The sequence below is a fragment of the Cupriavidus sp. 01T418 genome (genome assembly GCF_056398885.1).
Window position 1 is genome coordinate 124793 of sequence record NZ_JBFTQG010000005.1, and the last position, 19088, is coordinate 143880.

General features: G+C 68.6%; 18 protein-coding genes. 3 read left to right on the plus strand and 15 right to left on the minus strand.

Going from position 1 to position 19088, the window contains the following annotated elements:
* Window positions 1-18: 18 nt before the first annotated feature.
* The 14 genes from AC1DQ3_RS08025 to AC1DQ3_RS08090 form a co-directional block, all read right to left on the minus strand.
* Window positions 19-774, minus strand: coding sequence for an enoyl-CoA hydratase family protein (locus tag AC1DQ3_RS08025; protein ID WP_477119645.1), 756 nt, complete (start codon window positions 772-774; stop codon window positions 19-21).
* A gap of 27 nt (window positions 775-801) precedes the next feature.
* Entirely contained in the window at window positions 802-1857 is a 1056-nt protein-coding gene (locus tag AC1DQ3_RS08030) for an NAD(P)H-dependent flavin oxidoreductase (RefSeq protein ID WP_477119802.1), read from the minus strand.
* Between the two features lie 32 nt (window positions 1858-1889).
* The gene (locus AC1DQ3_RS08035; protein ID WP_477119646.1) at window positions 1890-2819 is read right to left on the minus strand and encodes an enoyl-CoA hydratase; all 930 of its coding nucleotides are present in this window, start codon (window positions 2817-2819) and stop codon (window positions 1890-1892) included.
* Between the two features lie 124 nt (window positions 2820-2943).
* A complete protein-coding gene (locus AC1DQ3_RS08040; RefSeq protein ID WP_477119647.1) occupies window positions 2944-3711 on the minus strand; it encodes a CoA-transferase subunit beta in 768 nt (255 codons plus the stop codon).
* 12 nt (window positions 3712-3723) lie between these two features.
* The gene (locus AC1DQ3_RS08045; protein WP_477119648.1) at window positions 3724-4602 is read right to left on the minus strand and encodes a CoA transferase subunit A; all 879 of its coding nucleotides are present in this window, start codon (window positions 4600-4602) and stop codon (window positions 3724-3726) included.
* Window positions 4603-4605: 3 nt separating this feature from the next.
* Window positions 4606-5502 carry a VOC family protein gene (locus tag AC1DQ3_RS08050; RefSeq protein WP_477119649.1) on the minus strand — a complete coding sequence of 299 codons (897 nt, stop codon included), beginning with the start codon at window positions 5500-5502 and terminating at the stop codon, window positions 4606-4608.
* A gap of 110 nt (window positions 5503-5612) precedes the next feature.
* Window positions 5613-6692 (minus strand): alkene reductase, encoded by a 1080-nt coding sequence (locus tag AC1DQ3_RS08055; RefSeq protein ID WP_477119650.1) that lies wholly within the window; start codon window positions 6690-6692, stop codon window positions 5613-5615.
* 123 nt (window positions 6693-6815) lie between these two features.
* Entirely contained in the window at window positions 6816-7457 is a 642-nt protein-coding gene (locus AC1DQ3_RS08060) for a nuclear transport factor 2 family protein (RefSeq protein ID WP_477119651.1), read from the minus strand.
* A 9-nt stretch (window positions 7458-7466) separates the two neighbouring features.
* Window positions 7467-8249 carry an SDR family NAD(P)-dependent oxidoreductase gene (locus AC1DQ3_RS08065; RefSeq protein WP_477119652.1) on the minus strand — a complete coding sequence of 261 codons (783 nt, stop codon included), beginning with the start codon at window positions 8247-8249 and terminating at the stop codon, window positions 7467-7469.
* Window positions 8250-8259: 10 nt separating this feature from the next.
* A complete protein-coding gene (locus AC1DQ3_RS08070; RefSeq protein WP_477119653.1) occupies window positions 8260-9000 on the minus strand; it encodes an SDR family NAD(P)-dependent oxidoreductase in 741 nt (246 codons plus the stop codon).
* Window positions 9001-9157: 157 nt separating this feature from the next.
* On the minus strand, window positions 9158-10774 hold the full coding sequence (locus tag AC1DQ3_RS08075; protein ID WP_477119654.1) for a FadD3 family acyl-CoA ligase: 1617 nt from the start codon (window positions 10772-10774) through the stop codon (window positions 9158-9160).
* A gap of 5 nt (window positions 10775-10779) precedes the next feature.
* Window positions 10780-11841, minus strand: coding sequence for a 2Fe-2S iron-sulfur cluster-binding protein (locus AC1DQ3_RS08080; protein WP_477119655.1), 1062 nt, complete (start codon window positions 11839-11841; stop codon window positions 10780-10782).
* Window positions 11838-13568, minus strand: a complete 1731-nt coding sequence (locus tag AC1DQ3_RS08085; protein ID WP_477119656.1) for an FAD-dependent oxidoreductase — start codon at window positions 13566-13568, stop codon at window positions 11838-11840. The genes AC1DQ3_RS08080 and AC1DQ3_RS08085 overlap by 4 nt, the downstream gene beginning before the upstream one ends.
* A gap of 67 nt (window positions 13569-13635) precedes the next feature.
* Window positions 13636-14832: an acyl-CoA dehydrogenase family protein gene (locus tag AC1DQ3_RS08090; protein ID WP_477119657.1), complete on the minus strand. Its 1197-nt coding sequence runs from the start codon at window positions 14830-14832 to the stop codon at window positions 13636-13638.
* A gap of 270 nt (window positions 14833-15102) precedes the next feature.
* Here AC1DQ3_RS08090 and AC1DQ3_RS08095 point away from each other — a divergent pair, with 270 nt between their 5' ends.
* The 3 genes from AC1DQ3_RS08095 to AC1DQ3_RS08105 all read left to right on the plus strand — a co-directional run bounded on the left by AC1DQ3_RS08095 (window position 15103) and on the right by AC1DQ3_RS08105 (window position 17849).
* Window positions 15103-16095, plus strand: coding sequence for a flavin reductase (locus AC1DQ3_RS08095; protein WP_477119658.1), 993 nt, complete (start codon window positions 15103-15105; stop codon window positions 16093-16095).
* 100 nt (window positions 16096-16195) lie between these two features.
* Complete coding sequence (locus AC1DQ3_RS08100; RefSeq protein WP_477119659.1) at window positions 16196-17053, plus strand: alpha/beta fold hydrolase; 858 nt, start codon at window positions 16196-16198, stop codon at window positions 17051-17053.
* The gene (locus AC1DQ3_RS08105) at window positions 17046-17849 is read left to right on the plus strand and encodes a fumarylacetoacetate hydrolase family protein (RefSeq protein WP_477119660.1); all 804 of its coding nucleotides are present in this window, start codon (window positions 17046-17048) and stop codon (window positions 17847-17849) included. The genes AC1DQ3_RS08100 and AC1DQ3_RS08105 overlap by 8 nt, the downstream gene beginning before the upstream one ends.
* A 78-nt stretch (window positions 17850-17927) precedes the next feature.
* On the opposite strand, the gene AC1DQ3_RS08110 is transcribed toward AC1DQ3_RS08105, so the two are convergent.
* Window positions 17928-19082 (minus strand): acyl-CoA dehydrogenase family protein, encoded by a 1155-nt coding sequence (locus AC1DQ3_RS08110; RefSeq protein WP_477119661.1) that lies wholly within the window; start codon window positions 19080-19082, stop codon window positions 17928-17930.
* Window positions 19083-19088 lie beyond the last annotated feature (6 nt).

Consider the following 19088-nt stretch of genomic DNA (forward strand, 5'->3'; position numbering starts at 1 on the left):
CGTTCTTGTTCCCTGTCTTCAGAATGCCGCGCCGCGCTTCTCGACGAATGCCTGGCGTGTTTCGGCGGAATCCGGGCTCATATAGGCCTGCAGCGTGAAGCCCTGCTCCCAGCGATACTTGTCTTCCAGATTGCCGTCCTCGATCCCGGCCAGGGCCTCCTTGGCGATGCGGATCATGGCCGGGCTCTTGGCCGCGATGCGCGCGGCGATCTCCAGCGCGGTGGCGCGCAGCGCCTCGCCCGGCACGACCCGCTCCACCGCGCCCAGCGCGAGCGCCTCGGCCGCGCCGATCATCGCGCCGGTGTAGAACAGGTAGCGCGTCTTCTGGATGCCGAACATGCGCTGCAGGTGGGCGGCCCCGCCCATGGCGCCGCGGTCGACCTCCGGCAAGCCGAAGCTCGCATCGTCGGCCGCGATGACAAAGTCGGCGGCGCCGCAGATGCCGATGCCGCCCCCGAGCACGAATCCGTGCACGGCGGCGAGCACCGGTACCTTGTTGCGGTGCACGGCCCGGAACGTGGCGTAGTTGCCCGCATTGACCGCAACGATCAGCCCCTGGTTGGCGGCAAGCTCCTTGATGTCCACGCCGGCGCAGAAGCCGCGGCCTTCGGCGCGGATGACGATCACGCGCACGTCGGCGCGCTCTCCCAGCGCTTCGATTTCGGCGGCCAGCGCGTGCCAGCCGGCGTTGTTCAGGGCATTGACCGGCGGGTGCCGCAGCACCACTTCCGCCACGCCGTTGTCATGCACCTCGGATGAAAACTGCTCGGACATGTCGTACCTCGTATGAATTGCCTTGGTTCACGGCGCCAGCGCGTCGCGGCGCGCGCAGGCCTGTGCAACGATGCCCTCTATGACCTCGCGGCACGATTGCAGCTGCCCGATCAGCGCGGCCACCTGCCCGGCCGACATCACCCCCTCGGCAGGCCGCCCATCGACCATGGAGCGCTGCAGCAGCATCGGCGCGTTGGCCGCCATGACGGTCTGCGCCACCGAGGCCGCATCGGAGCGCAGCGCCTGCCACAGCACCGACAGCGCCTGGCCGGCCGACATTCCGGTCTGCGCCTTCCATGCAAAGGCGCTGCGCAGCGCCAGCAGCACGCGCGACAGTGGCGATGCCTGTTCCAGCGCGGCCAGGTATTCGTTTTCGATCATGCGCTGCGGCATCCCGTCGACCAGCAGGGAAACGCGGATGCGCTCCGGGTCGCGGGCGTCCAGATAGCGCTGCAGCGTCTGCGGCGGGATGCCGCTGTCGCTGGTCATCAGGAAGCGCGTGCCCATGGCAATGCCCTGCGCCCCGTAGGCCAGCGCCGCCAACAGGCCGCGGCCGTCGTAGAAGCCGCCGGCGGCAACCACCGGCACCTGCACGGCGTCCAGCACCTGCGGCAGCAGCACCGTGGTGGGCACCGAGCCGGTATGGCCGCCGCCTTCGCCGCCCTGCACCGTGACCACGTTGGCGCCAAGTTCCACAGCCTTCAGCGCATGCTTGAGCGCGCCGACGGTGGGCATGCAGACGATGCCGGCGTCACGCAGGCGGCCAATGGTCTGCTTGTCAGGGCCACGCCCGTAGCTGACCGCGCGCACCCGGTGCTGCACCGCCAGATCGAGCAGTTGCCGGGCATTGGGCTGGAACATATGGAAGTTGAGGCCGAACGGCTTGTCGCCGGTCAGTTCCCTGACCCGCACGATTTCCGCCTCGACCCGCTCGGGCGCGATCGTGGCGCCCGCCAGGAAGCCAAAGCCACCCGCATTGCAGGTGGCGGCCACCAGCTCGGCGCCCGCCACCCAGCCCATCGCGGTCTGGATCACCGGATACCGGCAGCCCAGCAGCTCGCACAGCGGCGTGTGCAGCGGCATATGCAGCGGGTTGTGCTGTGCTCCTGCGGCACTCACGACCGCTCTCCCGCGCCAGGAGCCGCCGCCTGTTTATTGGCCGATACCATCGACCGCGCATCGTGGCCACCGAGGGGTCCCTCGCCCAGCACCTGGCTGTGTGCATGCGCCAGGTGGTGATAGCCGTACGCCATGTCCATCGTGGCGCGCAGGCCCTGCAGCTCTTCCACGCCATTGATGACCTGCTTGGTCAGGGCGAGGCCCAGGCGCGGCTGCCGCGCGATCTTCGCCGCCATGTCATAGACCGCGGCTTCGAGCTGGTCCGCCGGCACCACGCGGTTGACCATGCCCATGGCATGGGCGCGGCCCGCGTCCATGCGCTCGCCGAGAAAGAGGAACTCCTTGGCCACGCGCGGATTCAGCTCATGCGCATGCGCGAAATACTCCACCCCGGGGATGCCCATGCGCACCACGGGATCCTGGAAGAAGGCACCCTCCGCCGCCACGATCAGGTCGCACACCCAGGCCAGCATCAGTCCCCCGGCCACGCAGGCGCCCTGCACCATGGCAATGGTCGGCTTGGGCAGCGCATGCCAGCGCCGGCACATGCCCAGATAGACTTCCTGCTCGCGCGCATAGTTGAATTCCGCGCCCGGCTTGTTGGTATGGTCCCACCACAAATGCGCGCGCTCGAACGACTTGTCGACGTCGCGTCCCGGCGTGCCGATGTCATGGCCCGCGCTGAAGTGCCTGCCGGCGCCGCGCAGCACGATCACCCGCACGGCATCGTCGTCGACGGCGCGGCGGAACGCCGCGTCCAGCGCGTAGGTCATCTGCGAGTTCTGCGCGTTGTTGAACCCGGGCCGGTTCATCGTCACGCTGGCGATGCCGTCACGCACTGCATACAGCACCGGCGTATCCGTCTCATAGACAGACTCGTCGGTGCGGGTGACCAGTTGGTCGGATGAAGGTAATGAAAAACTCATGTCTGTCTCCTGCTGGCGGAACCCGCCGAATGACCCGGCAATCAGTCCGCGAACGGACCCGTGAATGGACCCGTGAATGGACCCGTGAATGGACCCGTGAACGGACCCGGGAGTGGAACCGCGACTAGGCGCCCAACGCCGTCGCCCGCAGGTTGTGGGGATCGAGCCGCGCCAGCAGGGCCAGTTCCTCCGGCGTGGGCGCGGGCGTCTGGCTCACGTCGGCCGGGACCGCGATCGGAAAGCCGGTGGCCTCCTGGACCTGCGCGACGGATATGCCGGGATGCAGCGAGCGCAAGCGCAGCGCGTGGCCGGGCCCGCCAAAATCCATCACGCAGAGATTGGTGACCACCAGACGGATATCGATCTCGTCCATGCCGTAGCCACGCGGCAGGCGCGCCGGGTTGTAGCCGATCGACGCCACCATGTCGACCTCGCCCGCGACAAACACCTTGGGGCTGTGGGCCGGCACGAAGAATGAGTTGGCGTGGCTGATCGAATTGCCGGGAAAGCCCCGCACGCCCAGCATCTGGACCTTGGGTTGCCGGTAATCGCTGCCCACCATCGAGATATTGGCCTGCCCGAAGCGGTCGATCTGGGTCGGCCCGACCATGGCGTGGCGCTTGCCACCCCATACGTTGTCAAAGATGCGCGCAAAGCCCATCCAGCTCTCGCGCCGCACCTGATAGTCGCCGCGCGGGCCCAGCGGCACCGGCTCGCGGACCAGCCACGCTTCGGAGTCGGTCATCATCAGGTCGCGGTTCAGCGACGCCATGCACAGCGAGGCGGCCAGCCGCGGCACGATGCCGATGCCGGTGGCCAGCACTTCGCCATCGTCCTGCCAGGCACGGGCCGCGGCGCAGATCGCGCGATCGACCAAAGTGACTTCATTCATCTTGAGGCCCTCTCAGAACACCGGTAGCGGCAATTTACGGATCGACTCGACGCCACCCACGCGCCGCAGGTACTCGGCTTCGCCACAGGCGACGTACTCGTCGTAGTACTGTTGCCAGCCACCGGCCTCGCGCGCGCTGGCGGCGTAGGTCTTGAAGTGCGCGGCATCGAAGCCGTACAGCGGCGCGCAGGCGCTCGGGTGCGCGCCGCCAGGCAGATGGACCACGCCGGTGGTCTGCGCGCGCTCCCAGAACACATAGCGGGCCTCGTCGGCCTGCTCGAAATGGCTGCCGTCGACCAACTCGTCGCAACTGACATAGGTCGCACGGGCGGCGCGCGCAAACAGATCGTCCATATAGAGGTCCGGGCCCTTGACCTGGCACACGCCGCGCGCGTCGGCACGGTCCACGTGCAACAGCGCAATGTCCAGCGGCAACGCCGGCATGGCCACCCAGTCCTTGTCGTCGTAGGGGGATGCCACCACGCGGATTTCCGGGTTGTGCCTGAGCACGTCGGTGCCGAGCCCGATACGGGTCGGGATATACGGCACACGCATGGCGGCCGCCTTCAGGCCCAGCATCAGCATCCCCTCGTCGATTTCCATGACGTCGAGGCTGCCCGCCTGGCGCGCCGCGCGGAAGTACGGCTCCAGCGGAATGAAGTCGAGCGAGACGAAGGCGAACACGAGCTTCTTTACCTTGCCCGCCGCGCAGAGCATGCCCACATCGGCACCGCCGTAGGCCACCACCGTCAGGTCGCGCACGGGCGAGCGCAGCAACTCGCGCACCAGCGCCATCGGCTTGCGCCGCGGCCCCCAGCCGCCGATCCCGACGATCATGCCGTCTTCGATACGCGCAACGGCCTGCTGCGCGGTCATCTGTTTGTCTGCCATGGCTTACCCCTGTGCTCCGACGGAGAAATCGTGGCCCCACAGGCTGACCCGGGAGAACTCGTGCACCAGGTGCTGCTGCCAGTCCACCACCGCGCCGCCAAAGCCGTATTCGATATCGAAGCCCGACGGCGACTTCATGTAGAAGGAGATCATGCGGTCATTGGTGTGCTGCCCCAGGGTGGCGCTCTGGCGCACGCCGTGGGCCGCCATGCGGTCAAGCGCGCGGCCGACCTCGGGCATCGATTCGACCTCGAGCATGATGTGCACGCAACCGCTCTCGACCGGGAAGGCCGCCAGCGCCAGGCTGTGGTGACGGCCGTTGTTGCAGTGCAGGAAATGGATCGGCACGCTCGGGCCGTTGTCGCCGGAGGGCTTGAAGTTGAAGATGTCCGACAGGCCGAACCCCATCACCTCGCGGCAGAAGCGCACCGTTTCGCCAAATGCGGGCGCCGGCAGCACGGCATGTCCCATGCCGATCTCGCCCATCACGAAGCGTGATACCCCTGCCGGCGAGGCAAAGTGCGCGAAGTCGGAGCGAAAGCCCCAGACGATTTCATGGTGGTTGCCGGAGGGATCGGCGAAGCTTGCCAGTTGCTGCACGCAACGCAGCGCGCATTGCCGGCTGTCGGCGATCTCGACAGCAACGCCTGCCTGTTCGAGCACAGCCAGCGCGGCCTCGAAGGCGGCGGCATCCGCCACCTCCCAGCCCGACGCCACATAGCGGTTGCGCGCGCCGGGGCTCACGACAATGCGAAACTGGCGCTCGTCGAACTTGACGTACAGGCTGCCATCGGGCGCTGGCACCGTCATTGCGCCCAGCACGTCCTCAGCGTAGGACTGCCACTGCCCGAGGTCGCTCGCTTGCGCCACCACGTAGGCCAGGCCACGTATATCCATCATCTGCATTGCCTCCCGTTAGGTCTCATGACTAATTATCGGGATGGGAGCCTTGCCGGCATCGTCCGTTGGGACTAACGAAATCGCCCGCCAGGCCCGGCCAGGACTGGATTTCAGCGGTTCTGCGCGGACGCTGCGCAGGGATAGTCGGTGTACCCCGCCGCGCCCGCGGTGTAGAGCGTCTTGCGGTCGAATCCCGCCAGCGGCAGCCCCTCGCGCAGCCGCCGCACCAGGTCGGGGTTGCCGATAAAGGCCCGCGCGAACGACGCGGCGGCGGCCTCGCCGCGCGCGATCATGCGCGCCGCGTCGGGGGCCTCCAGCCTGTCATTGACGATCAGGCGTTCGCCAAAGCAATCGCGCGCCAGCGCGAAGGCGTCGAGCGCCGGCGTGGGCGCGCGCATGACATGCAGGTAGGCCAGGTTCAGCCGCGCGGCATGCTCGATCAGGCAGGCATGGCTGCCCAGCGGGTCGTCGTCGCTGGTGTCGTTGTAGGTATTGCCCGGATTGATCCGCAGCCCGACCCGGCCGGGACCGATTGCCTCCGCCATGGCCGCCAGGCACTCCAGCGCGAACCGGCTGCGGTTGCCCGCGCTGCCGCCATAGATGTCGTCACGCAGATTGGTGCCGGCGCACAGGAACTGCATCGGCAGGTAGCCGCTGGTGCCATGCAGCTCGACGCCGTCAAAACCCGCCTCGCGTGCGCGCACGGCGGCCTGCCGGTGCTCTTCCACCACCAGCCGGACTTCGTCGGTGGCGAGCGCGCGCGGCATGTCGAACGGCTGCATGCCCACGGAATCGGTAAAGACCTCGCCGCGCGCGGCCAGCGCCGACGGCGCAACGGTCTGCGCGCCGGGCGCCTTGATGTGACGGCTGCCGATGCGCCCGGCGTGCATGACCTGCAGCACGATCAGGCCGCCGCGCGCGTGCACCGCGTCGGTCACCGCGCGCCAGCCGGCCACCTGCGCCGCGGTGGCAATGCCGGGCTGGCGGCAATAAGCCTGCCCGGCGGCACTGGGCCAGGTGCCTTCGGCCACGATCAGGCCGGCATCGGCGCGCGCGCCGTAGTGCTGCGCCATCAGCGCAGTGGGCACGCCGCTGGCATCGGCGCGGTTGCGCGTCATGGGGGCCATCACGACCCGGTTGCGCAGTCGCAGCTCGCCGAGCTGCACGGGTTCGAACAGGGATTCAGGCATGATTACCGTCTTTATGGGAGTGGGGAGATCTGCCGGCGTCCGCCTTGCGCGCCCTGGCTGAACGGATCGGGCGGGAAAGCCAGGCAGTGAGGCGGCCGGAGCGGACCGCCTCCGGGCCGTTGTTCAGCGCACGCGGATGCGCGGCGCGGGCGTGCCCCGGCGCATGGTGGCCAGGAACTGTTCGAGCGGCGCGGGCGGCGCCACCTGGGGCAGGCTGTCCTTGCCGGGGCGCGCGGCCCAGAATTCCATCCAGCTCGGGAACAGGTCATGGAAGGTGCCGGAGTACGGCTCCCGCCCTGGCCAGCGCATCTTCATGTCCCCGATCGGCGGCTTGTTCAGGTCCGTCGCATACCAGTAGCAAGGCAGGCGCCGGCGGAAATACCAGCGGCCGTCGATGCGCGCATAGTCGTCCCAATAGAGCATCTGCATGATGACCCACTCGGCGCCGCACTCATGCTCGTTCTTCGAATAGACCACGCCGGTGGCGTGGTCCGCATCGATGAATTCGATGATGTGCTGGCCCAGGTGGTGCGAGGTGCCGGTGAACTGCCCGCGCAGCGTATCGTCCTGCCAGGCCTTGAAATGCTCGCGGCCGACCCTGTCCTTGCCCACGCGGATGTCCGGCGCGAACAGGTTGACATGCGCGTCGAGGTCGCGCATGTCCAGCGAGAGCGCGTACTTGCCGGCCAGCTGGCGGATGGCCTCGAGCGATTCCAGCCGGTCGAGCCGGGCTTGCAGTGTGGCTTCCGGTGTCAGCGAATCCATGTACGCTCCTCAGCCCAATGCCGTGACCAGCAGCGCGGAACGTCCACCGTCGACCGGCAGCGCGGCGCCCGTCACGTACGACGCCTCGTCGCTGGCGAGGAACAGGATGGCATTGGCCAGTTCCGCCGGCTGCCCCACGCGGCCCATCGGGATCAGCGCTTCCGTGCTGCGCCGTACCGCGGCGTCCGCCAGCATGCCTGCGGTGGCCGGCGTTTCCACCACGGCGGGAATCACCACGTTGACGCGGATGCCATCGGCAGCCCCTTCGGCGGCCGCGCTGCGGGAGAAATTGATGACCGCCGCCTTGGCGGCCGAGTACCCTGCCATCTGCGGCGTGCCCAGCGTGCCGCAGATCGACGACACATTGATGATGGCGCCGCCGCGCGCCTTCATCAGGCGCATGGCGGTACGGGTGCCCCAGAACGTCCCGTCGACCGACGTGACGAAGTTGGAGCGCCAGGTCTCGGTGGAAGTCTCCTCGATGGGGCCCCACGAGAATGCCATGGCGTTGTTCACCAGGATGTCCAGCCGGCCGTGGCGCCGGGCAGCGTCCTCGATCGCCGCGGTATAGGCCGCTTCGTCGCTGACATCCGCCTGCACCGCCTCGGCGCGGCCGCCCGCCGCTTCGACGGCGGCCATTACCGCTTGGAGCGGCTCCGGGCGTCGCCCGCAGAACACCACGTGCGCCCCCTCCTCGGCAAGACGCATCACCGTCGCGGCGCCGATCCCGGCGCTGCCGCCGGAAACGAAGGCCACCTTGCCTGCCAGGCGCTTGCTGCTTGAATTTCTCATCGCCGGCTCCTCAGATAAAGGCCAGGCCGCCATTGACGGCAAGGTTCTGTCCGGTGATGAAGCTGCTCTCGTCGCCCGCCAGGAACAGGGCAAGGCGCGCCACCTCATCGGGCTCGCCCATGCGGCCGAGCGGCACCGCCTTGACGATCGCCTGGGTCCATTCGTCCGGAATGCCCTGCATCATCGGGGTATTGGTCGGCCCCGGCACGATGGTGTTGACGCGGATGCCGGCCGGCGCCAGTTCACGCGCGGCGCTGCGGGTCAGGCCCATCACGCCGGCCTTGGACGCGCAATAGTGTGCCGGGCCGTCGCCGTTGAGCGCGGCGGTGCTGGACACCTGGATGATGCTGCCGCGCACGCCCGCGGCGGTCATGGTGCGCGCCGCTTCGCGGCACACATGGAAGGCGCCGGTCAGGTTCACGCCGATCACCCGCGCCCAGTTTTCGTCGGTGGTGCCGGCGAGCGAGTCGACCGCGCCCGTACCGGCATTGGCGACCACGATATCGATGCGGCCGTGTTGGGCGACCAATGCATCGAACACTGCCCTGACGCTCGCGCTGTCGGCCACATTGACCGCATGTGCGCTGCAGCCCGCCTCGGCCGGGATACCGCCGATGGTCTCCTGCGCCGCGGCGAGGTTCAGATCAACGGCGGCCACCGCCGCCCCTTCCTGCGCAAACAGGCGCGCAATTGCCCGCCCCATACCCTGCCCGGCGCCCGTCACCAGTGCCACCTTGCCCGCGAGTCGCATATCGAATCTCCTCCTGCTGTGTGTGGATCGTGTCGCGATCGGCATGGCGGCGGACCGCCATGCTTGCAGCAAGAGTACGGGGGGGCTGCCGGCCCATCATCGTCCGATGAGACTAGGGTGCGGAACCGGCGGGCCAGGCCATCCACGGGGCAGGTAACTAGCTGCAAGCGCCCTGCAAACGGTCGGCGGCGAGCCGTGTCAGTTCGCGCTTGAGCACCTTGTTGGAGGCATTGAGCGGGAACGTGTCGAACACCTGCAGGTAACGCGGCACCTTGTAGTTGGCCATGCGCTCACGCGCCCAGGCAACCAGCTCGGATTCGGCCAGCGTGGCGCCATGGCGCAGGATCACGCAGGCGCAGCCAACCTCGCCCATGCGCGGGTCCGGCACGCCGGTCACCGCCACCTGGGCAATCGACGGATGCACGGCCAGCACGCGCTCGATCTCGGCCGGATAGCAGTTGAAGCCGCCGACAATGAACATGTCCTTGAGCCGGTCGGTGATGCGCAGGTAGCCGCGCTCGTCCATCACGCCGATGTCGCCGGTATGCAGCCAGCCCTGCGCATCGATGGTCTCCTGCGTGGCGGCGGCGTCCTCGAAATAGCCAGGCATCACGTGATAGCCGCGCACCAGCACTTCCCCGGCTGTGCCGGGTGGCACCGTACGTCCGTCGGCGTCGGCACAGCGCACTTCAGTCCCCGGCAACGCCTTGCCGCAGGTGGACGCGATGGTTTCCGCGCTGTCGTCCGGATCGCACACGGTGGCGCAGCCGCCGCATTCGGTCAGCCCGTAGGCCGTGGTGACCTTGCTGAACCCCAGTTCCTCGCGCAGGCGCGTAATCAGCACCGGGGGCACGGTGGCCGCCCCGGTGCAGCATGCCTTCAGGGATCCGGTGTCGTACTCGCGCAGGCACGGATGGGACAGCATCGACAGGAACAGCGTCGGCGGACCCGGCAGGAAGCTGATGCGCGCATCCGATATCTTCTGCAACACGCTGCCGGCATCGAAAACCTGGTGCGGGTAGATGGTGGCGCCGCGCAGCAGCGCCGCGAGCCACCCGGCCTTGTAGCCGAAGGTATGGAAGAAGGGATTGATGATCAGGTAACGATCGCCTTCCTCCAGCCCGACCACCCCGGCCCAGGCCGTAAAGGCGCGAATGGCGGCGCCGTGGCACGCCAGCACCCCCTTGGGCTGTCCGGTGGTGCCGGAGGTGAACATCAGGTCTGACACACTGCCAGGCCCCAGCGCCTGTTCGCGCGCGTGCACGGCCGCGGGCGGCACGTCCGCCGCATGCGCCAGGAACGCCTGCCAGCCCAGCGTGCGGCCGTCGTCCCCGCTGCCGCGGATCACCACCAGATGTTCCAGCGTGGCGGGCCACAGGCCGGCAAGCTGGTCCGGGTAATGCTGGCCCAGGAAATCGCCGATGCAGAACAGCACCCGGGCCCGGCTGCGGGCCAGGATTTCGGCAACTTCCTGGCCCTTCATGCGCGTATTCACCGGCACCAGCACCGCCCCCGCCGCATGCACACCACAGGCGGCCAGGATCCATTCGTGCAGGTTGGGCGCCCAGATTGCCACGTTGTCACCGGCAGCCACGCCAAGCGCGATCAGCGCCCGCGCCACGCGCTCGCTGCCCTGGGCCAGCTCCCCATAGCTCAGGCGCACCTCGCCATCGACGATGGCAGTGCGCTGCCCGAAGCGCTGCGCTGCCCGGCGCACGGCCTGGGGCAAGGTTTGGGGCAAGGTTTCGGCCTGCTCCCCACGATATTCGTCCATCCCACTCACTCCGGAAATTTCACGCTGACCCTGGCGGTCAGCGGCACTGCCTGGCAGCTCAGGGTCCAGGCCCGCGCCAGGTCGTTCTGGCCCAGCGCCTCGTTATGGCGCAGATGGACCTCGCCCGCCGTGACCCGGCACATGCACGATGCGCACATGCCCGCCTGGCAGGAGTAAGGGGGCTGCAGGCCGGCGCGCAAGGCGGCTTCCAGCAGGGTCTCGTTGCCGCCGCACGCAACGGTATGGCGCTGGCCATCCAGCCAGATCTCCAGCTCCGCCTGCTCCACCCCCGCGGCTGGCGTGTCGGCGGCCGGCGGTGGCGAGCCCTCGTCGGGCAGCGAGGCGAAGCGCTCCACGTGGATGCGTGTGTCGTCCATGCCGAGCGCGGCCAGCGCCGCCACCGCGGCATCCATGAACGGCGCCGGCCCGCAGATAAAGGCCTCGGCGTGCCGCCACGGCCGAGCCATGGCGGCCAGTTGCGCGATAGCGGGAATGCCCTGCAACGAGTCAAGCCAGTGCACCACCTGAAGCCGGTCGCCGTGCGCCGCGGCCAGCTCGCGCAGCGCCTCGCGGAAGATCACTGAGCGCTCGTCGCGATTGGCATAGCACAGGAATACACTGCCATTGCCCGCGGCGAGCGCGGCGCGCAGGATCGAGAACACCGGCGTGATGCCGCTGCCCGCGGCAAACAGCAGGAAATCCTGCTCCAGCGAGCGCGGTGTAAACACGCCGGCCGGCGGCATGACCTCGATGGTCTCGCCCGCGCCGGCCCGGTCGCAGATCCAGTTCGAGCCGCGCCCGCCCGGCACGCGCTTGACGGTGACACGCGGCGCGTCATCCAGCGCGGGCGCGCTCGACATCGAATAGCAGCGCAGCAGGTGTCCATGGGCCGAGGGCAGCCGCAGTGTCAGGAACTGGCCGGGGCGATAGCGGAACACCTCGGCCAGTTCCGCTGGCACCTCGAACACCAGCGAGCGCGCTTCCTCGGTTTCATCGATCACGGCACGCACCCGCAGCGCGTGATAGCGCGCCGGCGGCGCGGCCGTGGCAGGCATCGCGGCCGTCATGGCCGGACCTCCAGCAGATCGGTGCGCTCCAGCGCGATGGGGTGCCCGGTCATGTCGGCCACCGCGCGAAACGCGAAGGTCAGCGCGGGGCCGAGCGTGGAGCCGGCGCCCGGATAGGACGGCCCCATCACCGAGGCCGAGTTGTTGCCGATGCAATAGAGGCCCGGAATCGGCTCGCCCGCGCTGTCGAGCACCCGCGCATCGCGGTCGGTCAGCAGGCCGCCCTTGGTGCCGATCTCGCCGGGGTAGAGCTTCATCGCATAGAACGGACCCCTGGCGATCGGCGCAAGGTTCGGGTTGGGCGAGACGCCGACATCGCCGTAGTAGCGGTCGAAGACGTTGCCGCCCCGGTTGAACTCGGGGTCCTTGCCGGTGCGCGCGTAGTCGCCCATGCGCGCGGCGCTGGCCACCAGGCCGGCCGGGTCGACTCCGATCTGGCGCGCCAGTCCTTCGAGCGTCTCATCTTTCCAGTACACCTGGCCGAGCCAGCTCTTGCGCAGGCGGCTGTCGGGCAGCGCCTCGCCCGGCGCCATCGGACCGATCGGGTACTTGCGGCGGAAATCCGCGTCAAAGACGATCCATGCCGGTATCGCGCCCTGCATGCGCATGTGCTCGGCATAGATGGCCTGCTGGAATTCCGGATAGGGGCAGGATTCGTTGACGAAGCGCTCGCCGTGCGCATTGACCACCATGCAGCCCGGCAGTGAACGCTCGACGAAGATGCCGCGGAACTTGTCCTCCTTCGGCACCGCCATGGTGGGCACGCCCCAGGTATGGCCCATCAGGTGCAGCGCCGCGCCGACCCCGGCACCGGCCTGGATGGCGTCGCCGGTATTGCAGCCCGGCGGCGTTGCGGTCCAGGCCTGTTCCGTGGGGTGCGGCAGGTATTGCTCGCGCATTGCCTGGTTGCGCTCGAAACCGCCGGCGGCCAGCATCACGGCGCGCCGGGCCCTGACCCGCACCCGCTCGCCATCGCGTTCGAGCGTGACGGCGCCGATGCGCTCGCCATCGAAGTGCAGCGATTGCAGCGGCGCCTTCAGCCACACCGTGACCTTGCGCTTGCGCAGCGCCGCCCACAAGCCGCCCAGCAAGGCCTGGCCGCCGGTCAGGCGGCGGTCGCGGGTGGTGCACCGGCGCCACGGGTAATCGATCGCGTAGCGCAGCATGATCCACAGGATCAGCAGCTTGGCCTTGCGCTCGCGCGCGAGGATCGATCGCGCCTCGAAGGCGTTGATGTGCATGCGGCCCATGATCAGCTGGCCGGGATTGGTCGGGCGCAGTTGCAGCAGCCCCTCGACGCCGAGGCGCCGCGCATCGTAATCGAGCGGATCCATGGTGCGCCCGCCCGGCAGCGCGCCGGCCATTTCCGGGTAGTAGTCGGAATACTTCGGCATGCTGCGATAAGGCACGCCGATCTGCGCCAGGTAGCGGGCCGTGTGGCGCGCTGTCTCCACGTAGGCCAGCACGCGGTCATCGCTGGCCATGCCGCGCGCGCATGCCTTCACATAGGTGAATGCGGCGTCGATACTGTCGCGCAGGCCGGCCCGGCCCATATCGTGGTTGTCCGGGATCCAGATACCGCCGCCCGAGGTGGCCGAGGTGCCGCCGACCACCTCCGCCTTTTCAACCACCAGCACCTGCAGGCCCGCATCGGCCGCGCGGATCGCCGTCAGCATGGCGCCTGCGCCCGAGCCCACCACCACTACATCGAATTCCTGGTCTGCCATTGTGTCTCCGCCTGGCTGGCCGGCTCCCGCGCCGGCTTCTGTCCGCACATCCATGGTCTCGCCGCGCTCAGACGAAGGGATCGGCGTTGGGCAGCCCCAGCGCGACCGCGCCATAGGACCGCGTGTAGGCGTCAGCGTTGTTGGCCACATGGCCGCGCGCCTGGTGGATATCGCGGAAGATGCGTTCGATCGGATTGACCTTGTACAGGCCGGAGCCCGCGCAGGCGCGCAGCAGGTCATCGACGCGATCGGCGCAGAGCTTCGGCACCAGCGCCGACTGGGCCCGCTGCAGCAGGCGATCTTCCACCGGCATGGTGGTTCCGCGCTGCGCGCATTCGGCCACCTGCTCGTAGTTGCGCATCAGCACCAGCCTGAGCTGGTCGATGGCGATCATAGCGTCGCTGGCGGCCTGTTGCGCATTGGGGTCGTCCGCGGTCCTGGCGCCGTGCTTGCCGACATGCGCCGCGGCGCGCTGGCGGAAGTGGTCAAGGGCCCCCTGCAAGGCGCCGATGCAGGCGCTCGACACCGCGCGCTGGAACACCTGGGTGAAGGGTATGCGGTAGAGCCAGCCGGGGTTGGTCGCGCGCCCCGGGCAGCCGGCGTCGCTATGGTTGTTGGTGCGTTGCGTGCGATGTTCCGGCACAAAGACGTTCTCGACCACGATATCGTGGCTACCGGTGGCACGCAGGCCAAGCACGTCCCAGTTCCGCTCGATCCGGAAGTCGGCCTTGGGCAGCAGGAACGTGGTGTGCTCCAGCCCGTCGACGCCGTCCTCGCGCGGCAGCAGGCCGCCCAGCAGGATCCACTCGGCATGGTCCACGCCGCTGGAAAAGCCCCAGCGCCCCGAGAAACGATAGCCGCCATCGACCTTGACCGCCTTGCCCGTCGGCATATAGGTCGAGGCGATCAGCGTGCTGCTGTCGTCGCTCCAGACGTCCTGCTGGGCCTGCTCGGGGAACAGCGGCAATTGCCAGTTGTGCACGCCGATCACACCGTAGATCCAGGCCGTGGACATGCAGCCTTCGGCCAGCGTCATCTGCACGGTGTAGAACACGCGCGGATCCAGCTCGAACCCGCCCCAGCGCCTGGGCTGCAGGATGCGGAACAAGCCGGCTTCGGCAATCTCCCGCACGCTCTCGGCCGGCACCATGCCGGCGTGTTCCGCCGCTGCCGCCCGCTCGGCCAGGCGCGGCACGATGGCGCGTGCCCGCGCAATCAGCGCCGCGGCCTGGTCCGACTGGTAATCCTCTCGATGCGCGCTCATGTCTGCTCCTTCCTTCGCGTCGTACTGTCGATGAAGCCCGGCACCTGCCGGCCCCTGGTGTGCAAACATGCTCCCATCGCGCCTTTGCCCCATCATCGTCTGAACGGACTAACGGACTTGCGGACAGGACCGGCGGCAGGGAAAAGCGCTTCCGGACAGACTGGACAGCATGGCGGCCGCTGCGACCGCGCCGCTAGTCCGAGTGAGGGATTCGGGCTCGCGCCCGGGGCGGCAAGCTGCCAGCTCCATCGCGCCTCAAGGAGCCGTACCATGGACAGCAGCTTCGATCCGAAAGACTTCCGCCACGCCCTGGGCATGTTCGCCACCGGAGTCACCATCGTGACGACGTGCGCGCCGGATGGCAGCCCCATCGGCATCACCGCGAACAGCTTCAACTCGGTATCGCTGGACCCGCCGCTGGTGCTGTGGAGCCTGGCCAGGAACGCCAAAAGCCAGCCCGCGTTCAGCGCGGCGCAGCACTGGAACGTCCATATCCTCGCCAACCACCAGCATGCCCTGTCCAGCCGCTTCGCCCGCGCCGGCACCGACAAGTTCGCGGACCTCGCACTGGACGAGGGCCGCGATGGCACGCCGCTGCTGCGCGGCTGCAGCGCCCGCTTCCAGTGCCGCACGCTGTTCCAGTACGACGGCGGCGATCACGTCATCTTCGTCGGGCAGGTGATCGCCTACGACCGCAGCGAGCGGCCGCCGCTGCTCTATGTGACCGGCGACTATGCGCTGGCGGTGCGCATGGCCGGCGCCATCGCGACCGAAGCCGGCGCGGATCCGGCCAATCCGGCTGACATTGCCGAGGTGGCAGCCAACCACCCCTACTCCGAAGACATGCTCGGCTATCTGCTGGGCCGCGGCCACTACCAGTTCATGGCGGGCTTCCGGCGCGTGCTGGCGCGACAGGACCTGTCCGATACCGAGTTCTTCGTGCTGTCGTTGCTGGCGGTCCGCGCGCCGCTCAGCGCCGGCGATATCGCGCAGCACATGGCCTATACCGGCTGCGATGCCGGCGCCGCCATGCTGGCGGGACTGTGCGCGCGCGACCTGCTCGCAGCGGAGCCCGCCGCACGCTACCGACTGACCGGGTCCGGCCGCGCCGCCATCCTGCAGGTGCTGGCAGCGGCCAGGCAGACCGAGGCCGAGCTGGCCGAACGTCTCGGGCCGATCGAGACGGCCGCGCTGCGCAACCTGCTCAAGCGTCTGGTGGCAGCCAGCGATCCCGGCCTGCCCATGCTATGGCCGGCGCCGTGAACGGCCCCAGGATCTGTCCGGAGGGCAAGAGGGATACGTTCCATAGGCGAACAGGCCCTGGTCCTTCCGGACGATGCCGCGCCCCCATGGCGCGCAGATCATGGTTTCCACTTCCACCCTTGTCGCTCCCATGCACACACCCCTCCCCATTCCCGAAGGGCACTATGCCGACATTGGCCACGGCCAGCGTATCCACTATCACGAAGCAGGCAGCGGCCAGCCGGTGATCTTCCTGCATGGCGCCGGCGCCGGCGCCAGCGGCTACAGCAACTTCAAGGGCAACTACCCGGCATTCGCGGCCGCTGGCTTTCGTGCCATCGTGCCGGACTTGCCTGGCTACGGCCTGTCGAGCAAGCCTGACCTGGAGCAGTATGACCTCGACCTGTTCATCCGAGGCCTCAAGGGCCTGGTGGACGCGCTCGGCCTGCGCGATGTCGTGCTGCTTGGCAATTCGCTGGGTGGGGCGGTGGCGCTCGGCTATGCGCTGGCCTACCCGGACGATGTGAGCCGCCTGATCCTGATGGCGCCGGGCGGCGTCGAGGCGCTCGACACGTACCTGGCCATGCCGGGGGTCGCCAATATGTTCGCCGTCTACCAGTCTGGCCAGACCGGCGTGGAAGCCATGCGCGCGGTCATGCGCATGCAGCTGTTCGACCCGTCCCAGCTCACCGATGACATTCTCGCAGAGCGGGCGCCCATCGCCGCCATGCAGACGCAGGCCGCGCGCTCGATCCTGAAGGTGCCCGACATGACCGCGCGCCTGCACGAGCTGCGCTGCCCGGTGCTGGGCTTCTGGGGCGTCGACGACCAGTTCAATCCGGCCTCCGGCGCCAACAAGCTGCTGGCGCACTGCCCTGCCGTACGCGTGGTGCTGGTCAACCGCTGCGGCCACTGGGTCCAGGTCGAGCACCGCGATATATTCAACCGCACCTGCCTGGATTTCCTGCAACATGGCTGATCATCTCGACCCCACCTCGATTGCGGCGCTCGGCGACGCGCTGTTCGAAGCCCTGCGCGGGCGCCGCACGGTCGCGCCGCTAAGTGGCCGGCACGCGGACATCACCATCGACGACGCCTACCATATCTCGCTGCACATGCTGCGCCGCCGCGAGCAGCAAGGCGAGCGCGTGATCGGCAAGAAGATCGGCGTGACCTCGCGCGCGGTCCAGGAGATGCTCGATGTCCACCAGCCCGACTTCGGTTTTCTCACCGACGCCATGCAATATCCCAGCGGCGCAACGGTCAGCCTGAGGGCCGCCGGCCTGATCCAGCCCCGTGCGGAAGGCGAAATCGCCTTCCTGCTGAAGGCCGACCTGCAGGGTCCCGGCGTGACGCGCGAGCAAGTGCTGGACGCGACAGAATGGGTCGCGCCCTGCTTCGAGATCGTCGACTCGCGCATCGACGACTGGAAGATCCGTATCCAGGACACCGTGGCGGACAACGCTTCCTGCGGCATCTTCGTCGTCGGCGATACCCATGCCGACCCGCGCGTGCTCGACCTGGCCGCGGCATCGATGCAGCTGTGGCGCGATGGCGTCCCGGCCGGCTCGGGCCTGGGCTCGGCAGTGCAAGGGCATCCGGCCGAGGCGGTGGCCTGGCTGGCCAACACCCTGGGCCGCTTCGGCATTGCGCTGCGGCAGGGCGAACTGATCCTCTCCGGCGCGCTGGCGCCGCTGGTGCCGGCTGCCGCCGGTCATCGCTTCACCATGCGGATCGAAGGCCTTGGCGATTGCTCGGTCGCGTTCACGGACTGAAGTGTTGGCGTCCCTCTCCCGCCTGCGGGAGAGGGAACACAGGGAACACAGGGAAACAAGCCGCGGCCTTCGGAGCGATCAACCTGCCAATGCCGACGCGCAGGCAGCCTCGTGCCAGTCACTGCTGCCGAACAGGATGTCCGCCACGACGGCGTACCGGAAGTAGTGCCCGATCGGGCATTCCTCGGTCATCCCGATGCCGCCGTGCAGCTGGATGGCCTGCGCGCAAACGGTCCGGGCCGCGCGGCCGATCAGGGCCTTCGCCTGCGATACCGTCAGGTCGCGCGCGTGCGCATTGTCCAACTGGATCGAGGCGAGCAGCACATAGAGCATCGAGCGGGCGACTTCCAGCTCCGCGGCCATGTCGGCAAGGCGATGCTGCAGCGACTGGAAGCTGCCGATCGGCACACCGAACTGGTGGCGGACCTTCAGGTAGTCGGCCGTGATCCCGATCGCCTTCTCCATGGCGCCGACCAGCTCCGCACACAGCGCCGCCACCGCATGCGCCAGTCCGTGGCGCAAGGCCGGGAGGCCGCCGCCAGGCTCGCCCAGCACGGCGGCGGCCGGCACGTGCACGCCATCCAACTGCAGTTCGGCCGCCCATCTTCCATCGTGCAGGGGCAAGGGCCGCAGCCTGAGGCCGGGGCTTTCCGCATCGACCAGGAAGAGTGTGATGCCGGCGGGGTCCCCTGCGCCTTCGGCCGCATCGGCGCCGGCGATTCTCGCCGATACGATCAGCGCGTCGGCCCCCACTGCCCCGAGCACCAGGGTCTTGGTCCCGTGCAGGCGGTAGCCGCCTTCGGCGACTGAAGCGCTCAGCGATGACACGGCGGGATCGCCGCGCGAGCCGGCCTCGCTGTAAGCCAGCGCCAGCCGCTGCGACCCGTGCGCAAGCGGCGGCAGCAACTGCGCGCATTGCGCGGGCGTCGCGGCGGCGGCCAGCGTCTGCGCCGCCAGCACCGCACAGCCAAGATAGGGTTCGATCACCAGGCCGCGGCCAAACTCCTGCGCGATCAGGGCCGTATCCAGGACAGATCCGCCGAGGCCGCCGCAGGCTTCAGGCAGCGCGGCGGCCAGCCAGCCCTGCTCGGCAAGGATCCGCCAGGTCTGTGGTCCGCCGGTCTGCCGTGCGGCGACCATCGCGGCGCGCGTGTGGAAGGCATACGCCTTTTCGACAAAGCGGCGCACGCTGTCCTGCAACAACTGCTGGTCCGTTTCCAGGTTGAAGTTCATCTTGGC

Coding starts and splice junctions, on each gene's coding strand:
- AC1DQ3_RS08100 (WP_477119659.1), top strand. CDS start 16,196: ATGGTTTCCACTTCCACCCTTGTCGCTCCCATGCACACACCCCTCCCC.
- AC1DQ3_RS08070 (WP_477119653.1), bottom strand. CDS start 9,000: ATGCGACTCGCGGGCAAGGTGGCACTGGTGACGGGCGCCGGGCAGGGT.
- AC1DQ3_RS08050 (WP_477119649.1), bottom strand. CDS start 5,502: ATGATGGATATACGTGGCCTGGCCTACGTGGTGGCGCAAGCGAGCGAC.
- AC1DQ3_RS08035 (WP_477119646.1), bottom strand. CDS start 2,819: ATGAGTTTTTCATTACCTTCATCCGACCAACTGGTCACCCGCACCGAC.
- AC1DQ3_RS08060 (WP_477119651.1), bottom strand. CDS start 7,457: ATGGATTCGCTGACACCGGAAGCCACACTGCAAGCCCGGCTCGACCGG.
- AC1DQ3_RS08075 (WP_477119654.1), bottom strand. CDS start 10,774: ATGGACGAATATCGTGGGGAGCAGGCCGAAACCTTGCCCCAAACCTTG.
- AC1DQ3_RS08110 (WP_477119661.1), bottom strand. CDS start 19,082: ATGAACTTCAACCTGGAAACGGACCAGCAGTTGTTGCAGGACAGCGTG.
- AC1DQ3_RS08025 (WP_477119645.1), bottom strand. CDS start 774: ATGTCCGAGCAGTTTTCATCCGAGGTGCATGACAACGGCGTGGCGGAA.
- AC1DQ3_RS08095 (WP_477119658.1), top strand. CDS start 15,103: ATGGACAGCAGCTTCGATCCGAAAGACTTCCGCCACGCCCTGGGCATG.
- AC1DQ3_RS08105 (WP_477119660.1), top strand. CDS start 17,046: ATGGCTGATCATCTCGACCCCACCTCGATTGCGGCGCTCGGCGACGCG.
- AC1DQ3_RS08040 (WP_477119647.1), bottom strand. CDS start 3,711: ATGAATGAAGTCACTTTGGTCGATCGCGCGATCTGCGCCGCGGCCCGT.
- AC1DQ3_RS08045 (WP_477119648.1), bottom strand. CDS start 4,602: ATGGCAGACAAACAGATGACCGCGCAGCAGGCCGTTGCGCGTATCGAA.
- AC1DQ3_RS08030 (WP_477119802.1), bottom strand. CDS start 1,857: ATGCCGCTGCACACGCCGCTGTGCGAGCTGCTGGGCTGCCGGTATCCG.
- AC1DQ3_RS08080 (WP_477119655.1), bottom strand. CDS start 11,841: ATGACGGCCGCGATGCCTGCCACGGCCGCGCCGCCGGCGCGCTATCAC.
- AC1DQ3_RS08085 (WP_477119656.1), bottom strand. CDS start 13,568: ATGGCAGACCAGGAATTCGATGTAGTGGTGGTGGGCTCGGGCGCAGGC.
- AC1DQ3_RS08055 (WP_477119650.1), bottom strand. CDS start 6,692: ATGCCTGAATCCCTGTTCGAACCCGTGCAGCTCGGCGAGCTGCGACTG.
- AC1DQ3_RS08090 (WP_477119657.1), bottom strand. CDS start 14,832: ATGAGCGCGCATCGAGAGGATTACCAGTCGGACCAGGCCGCGGCGCTG.
- AC1DQ3_RS08065 (WP_477119652.1), bottom strand. CDS start 8,249: ATGAGAAATTCAAGCAGCAAGCGCCTGGCAGGCAAGGTGGCCTTCGTT.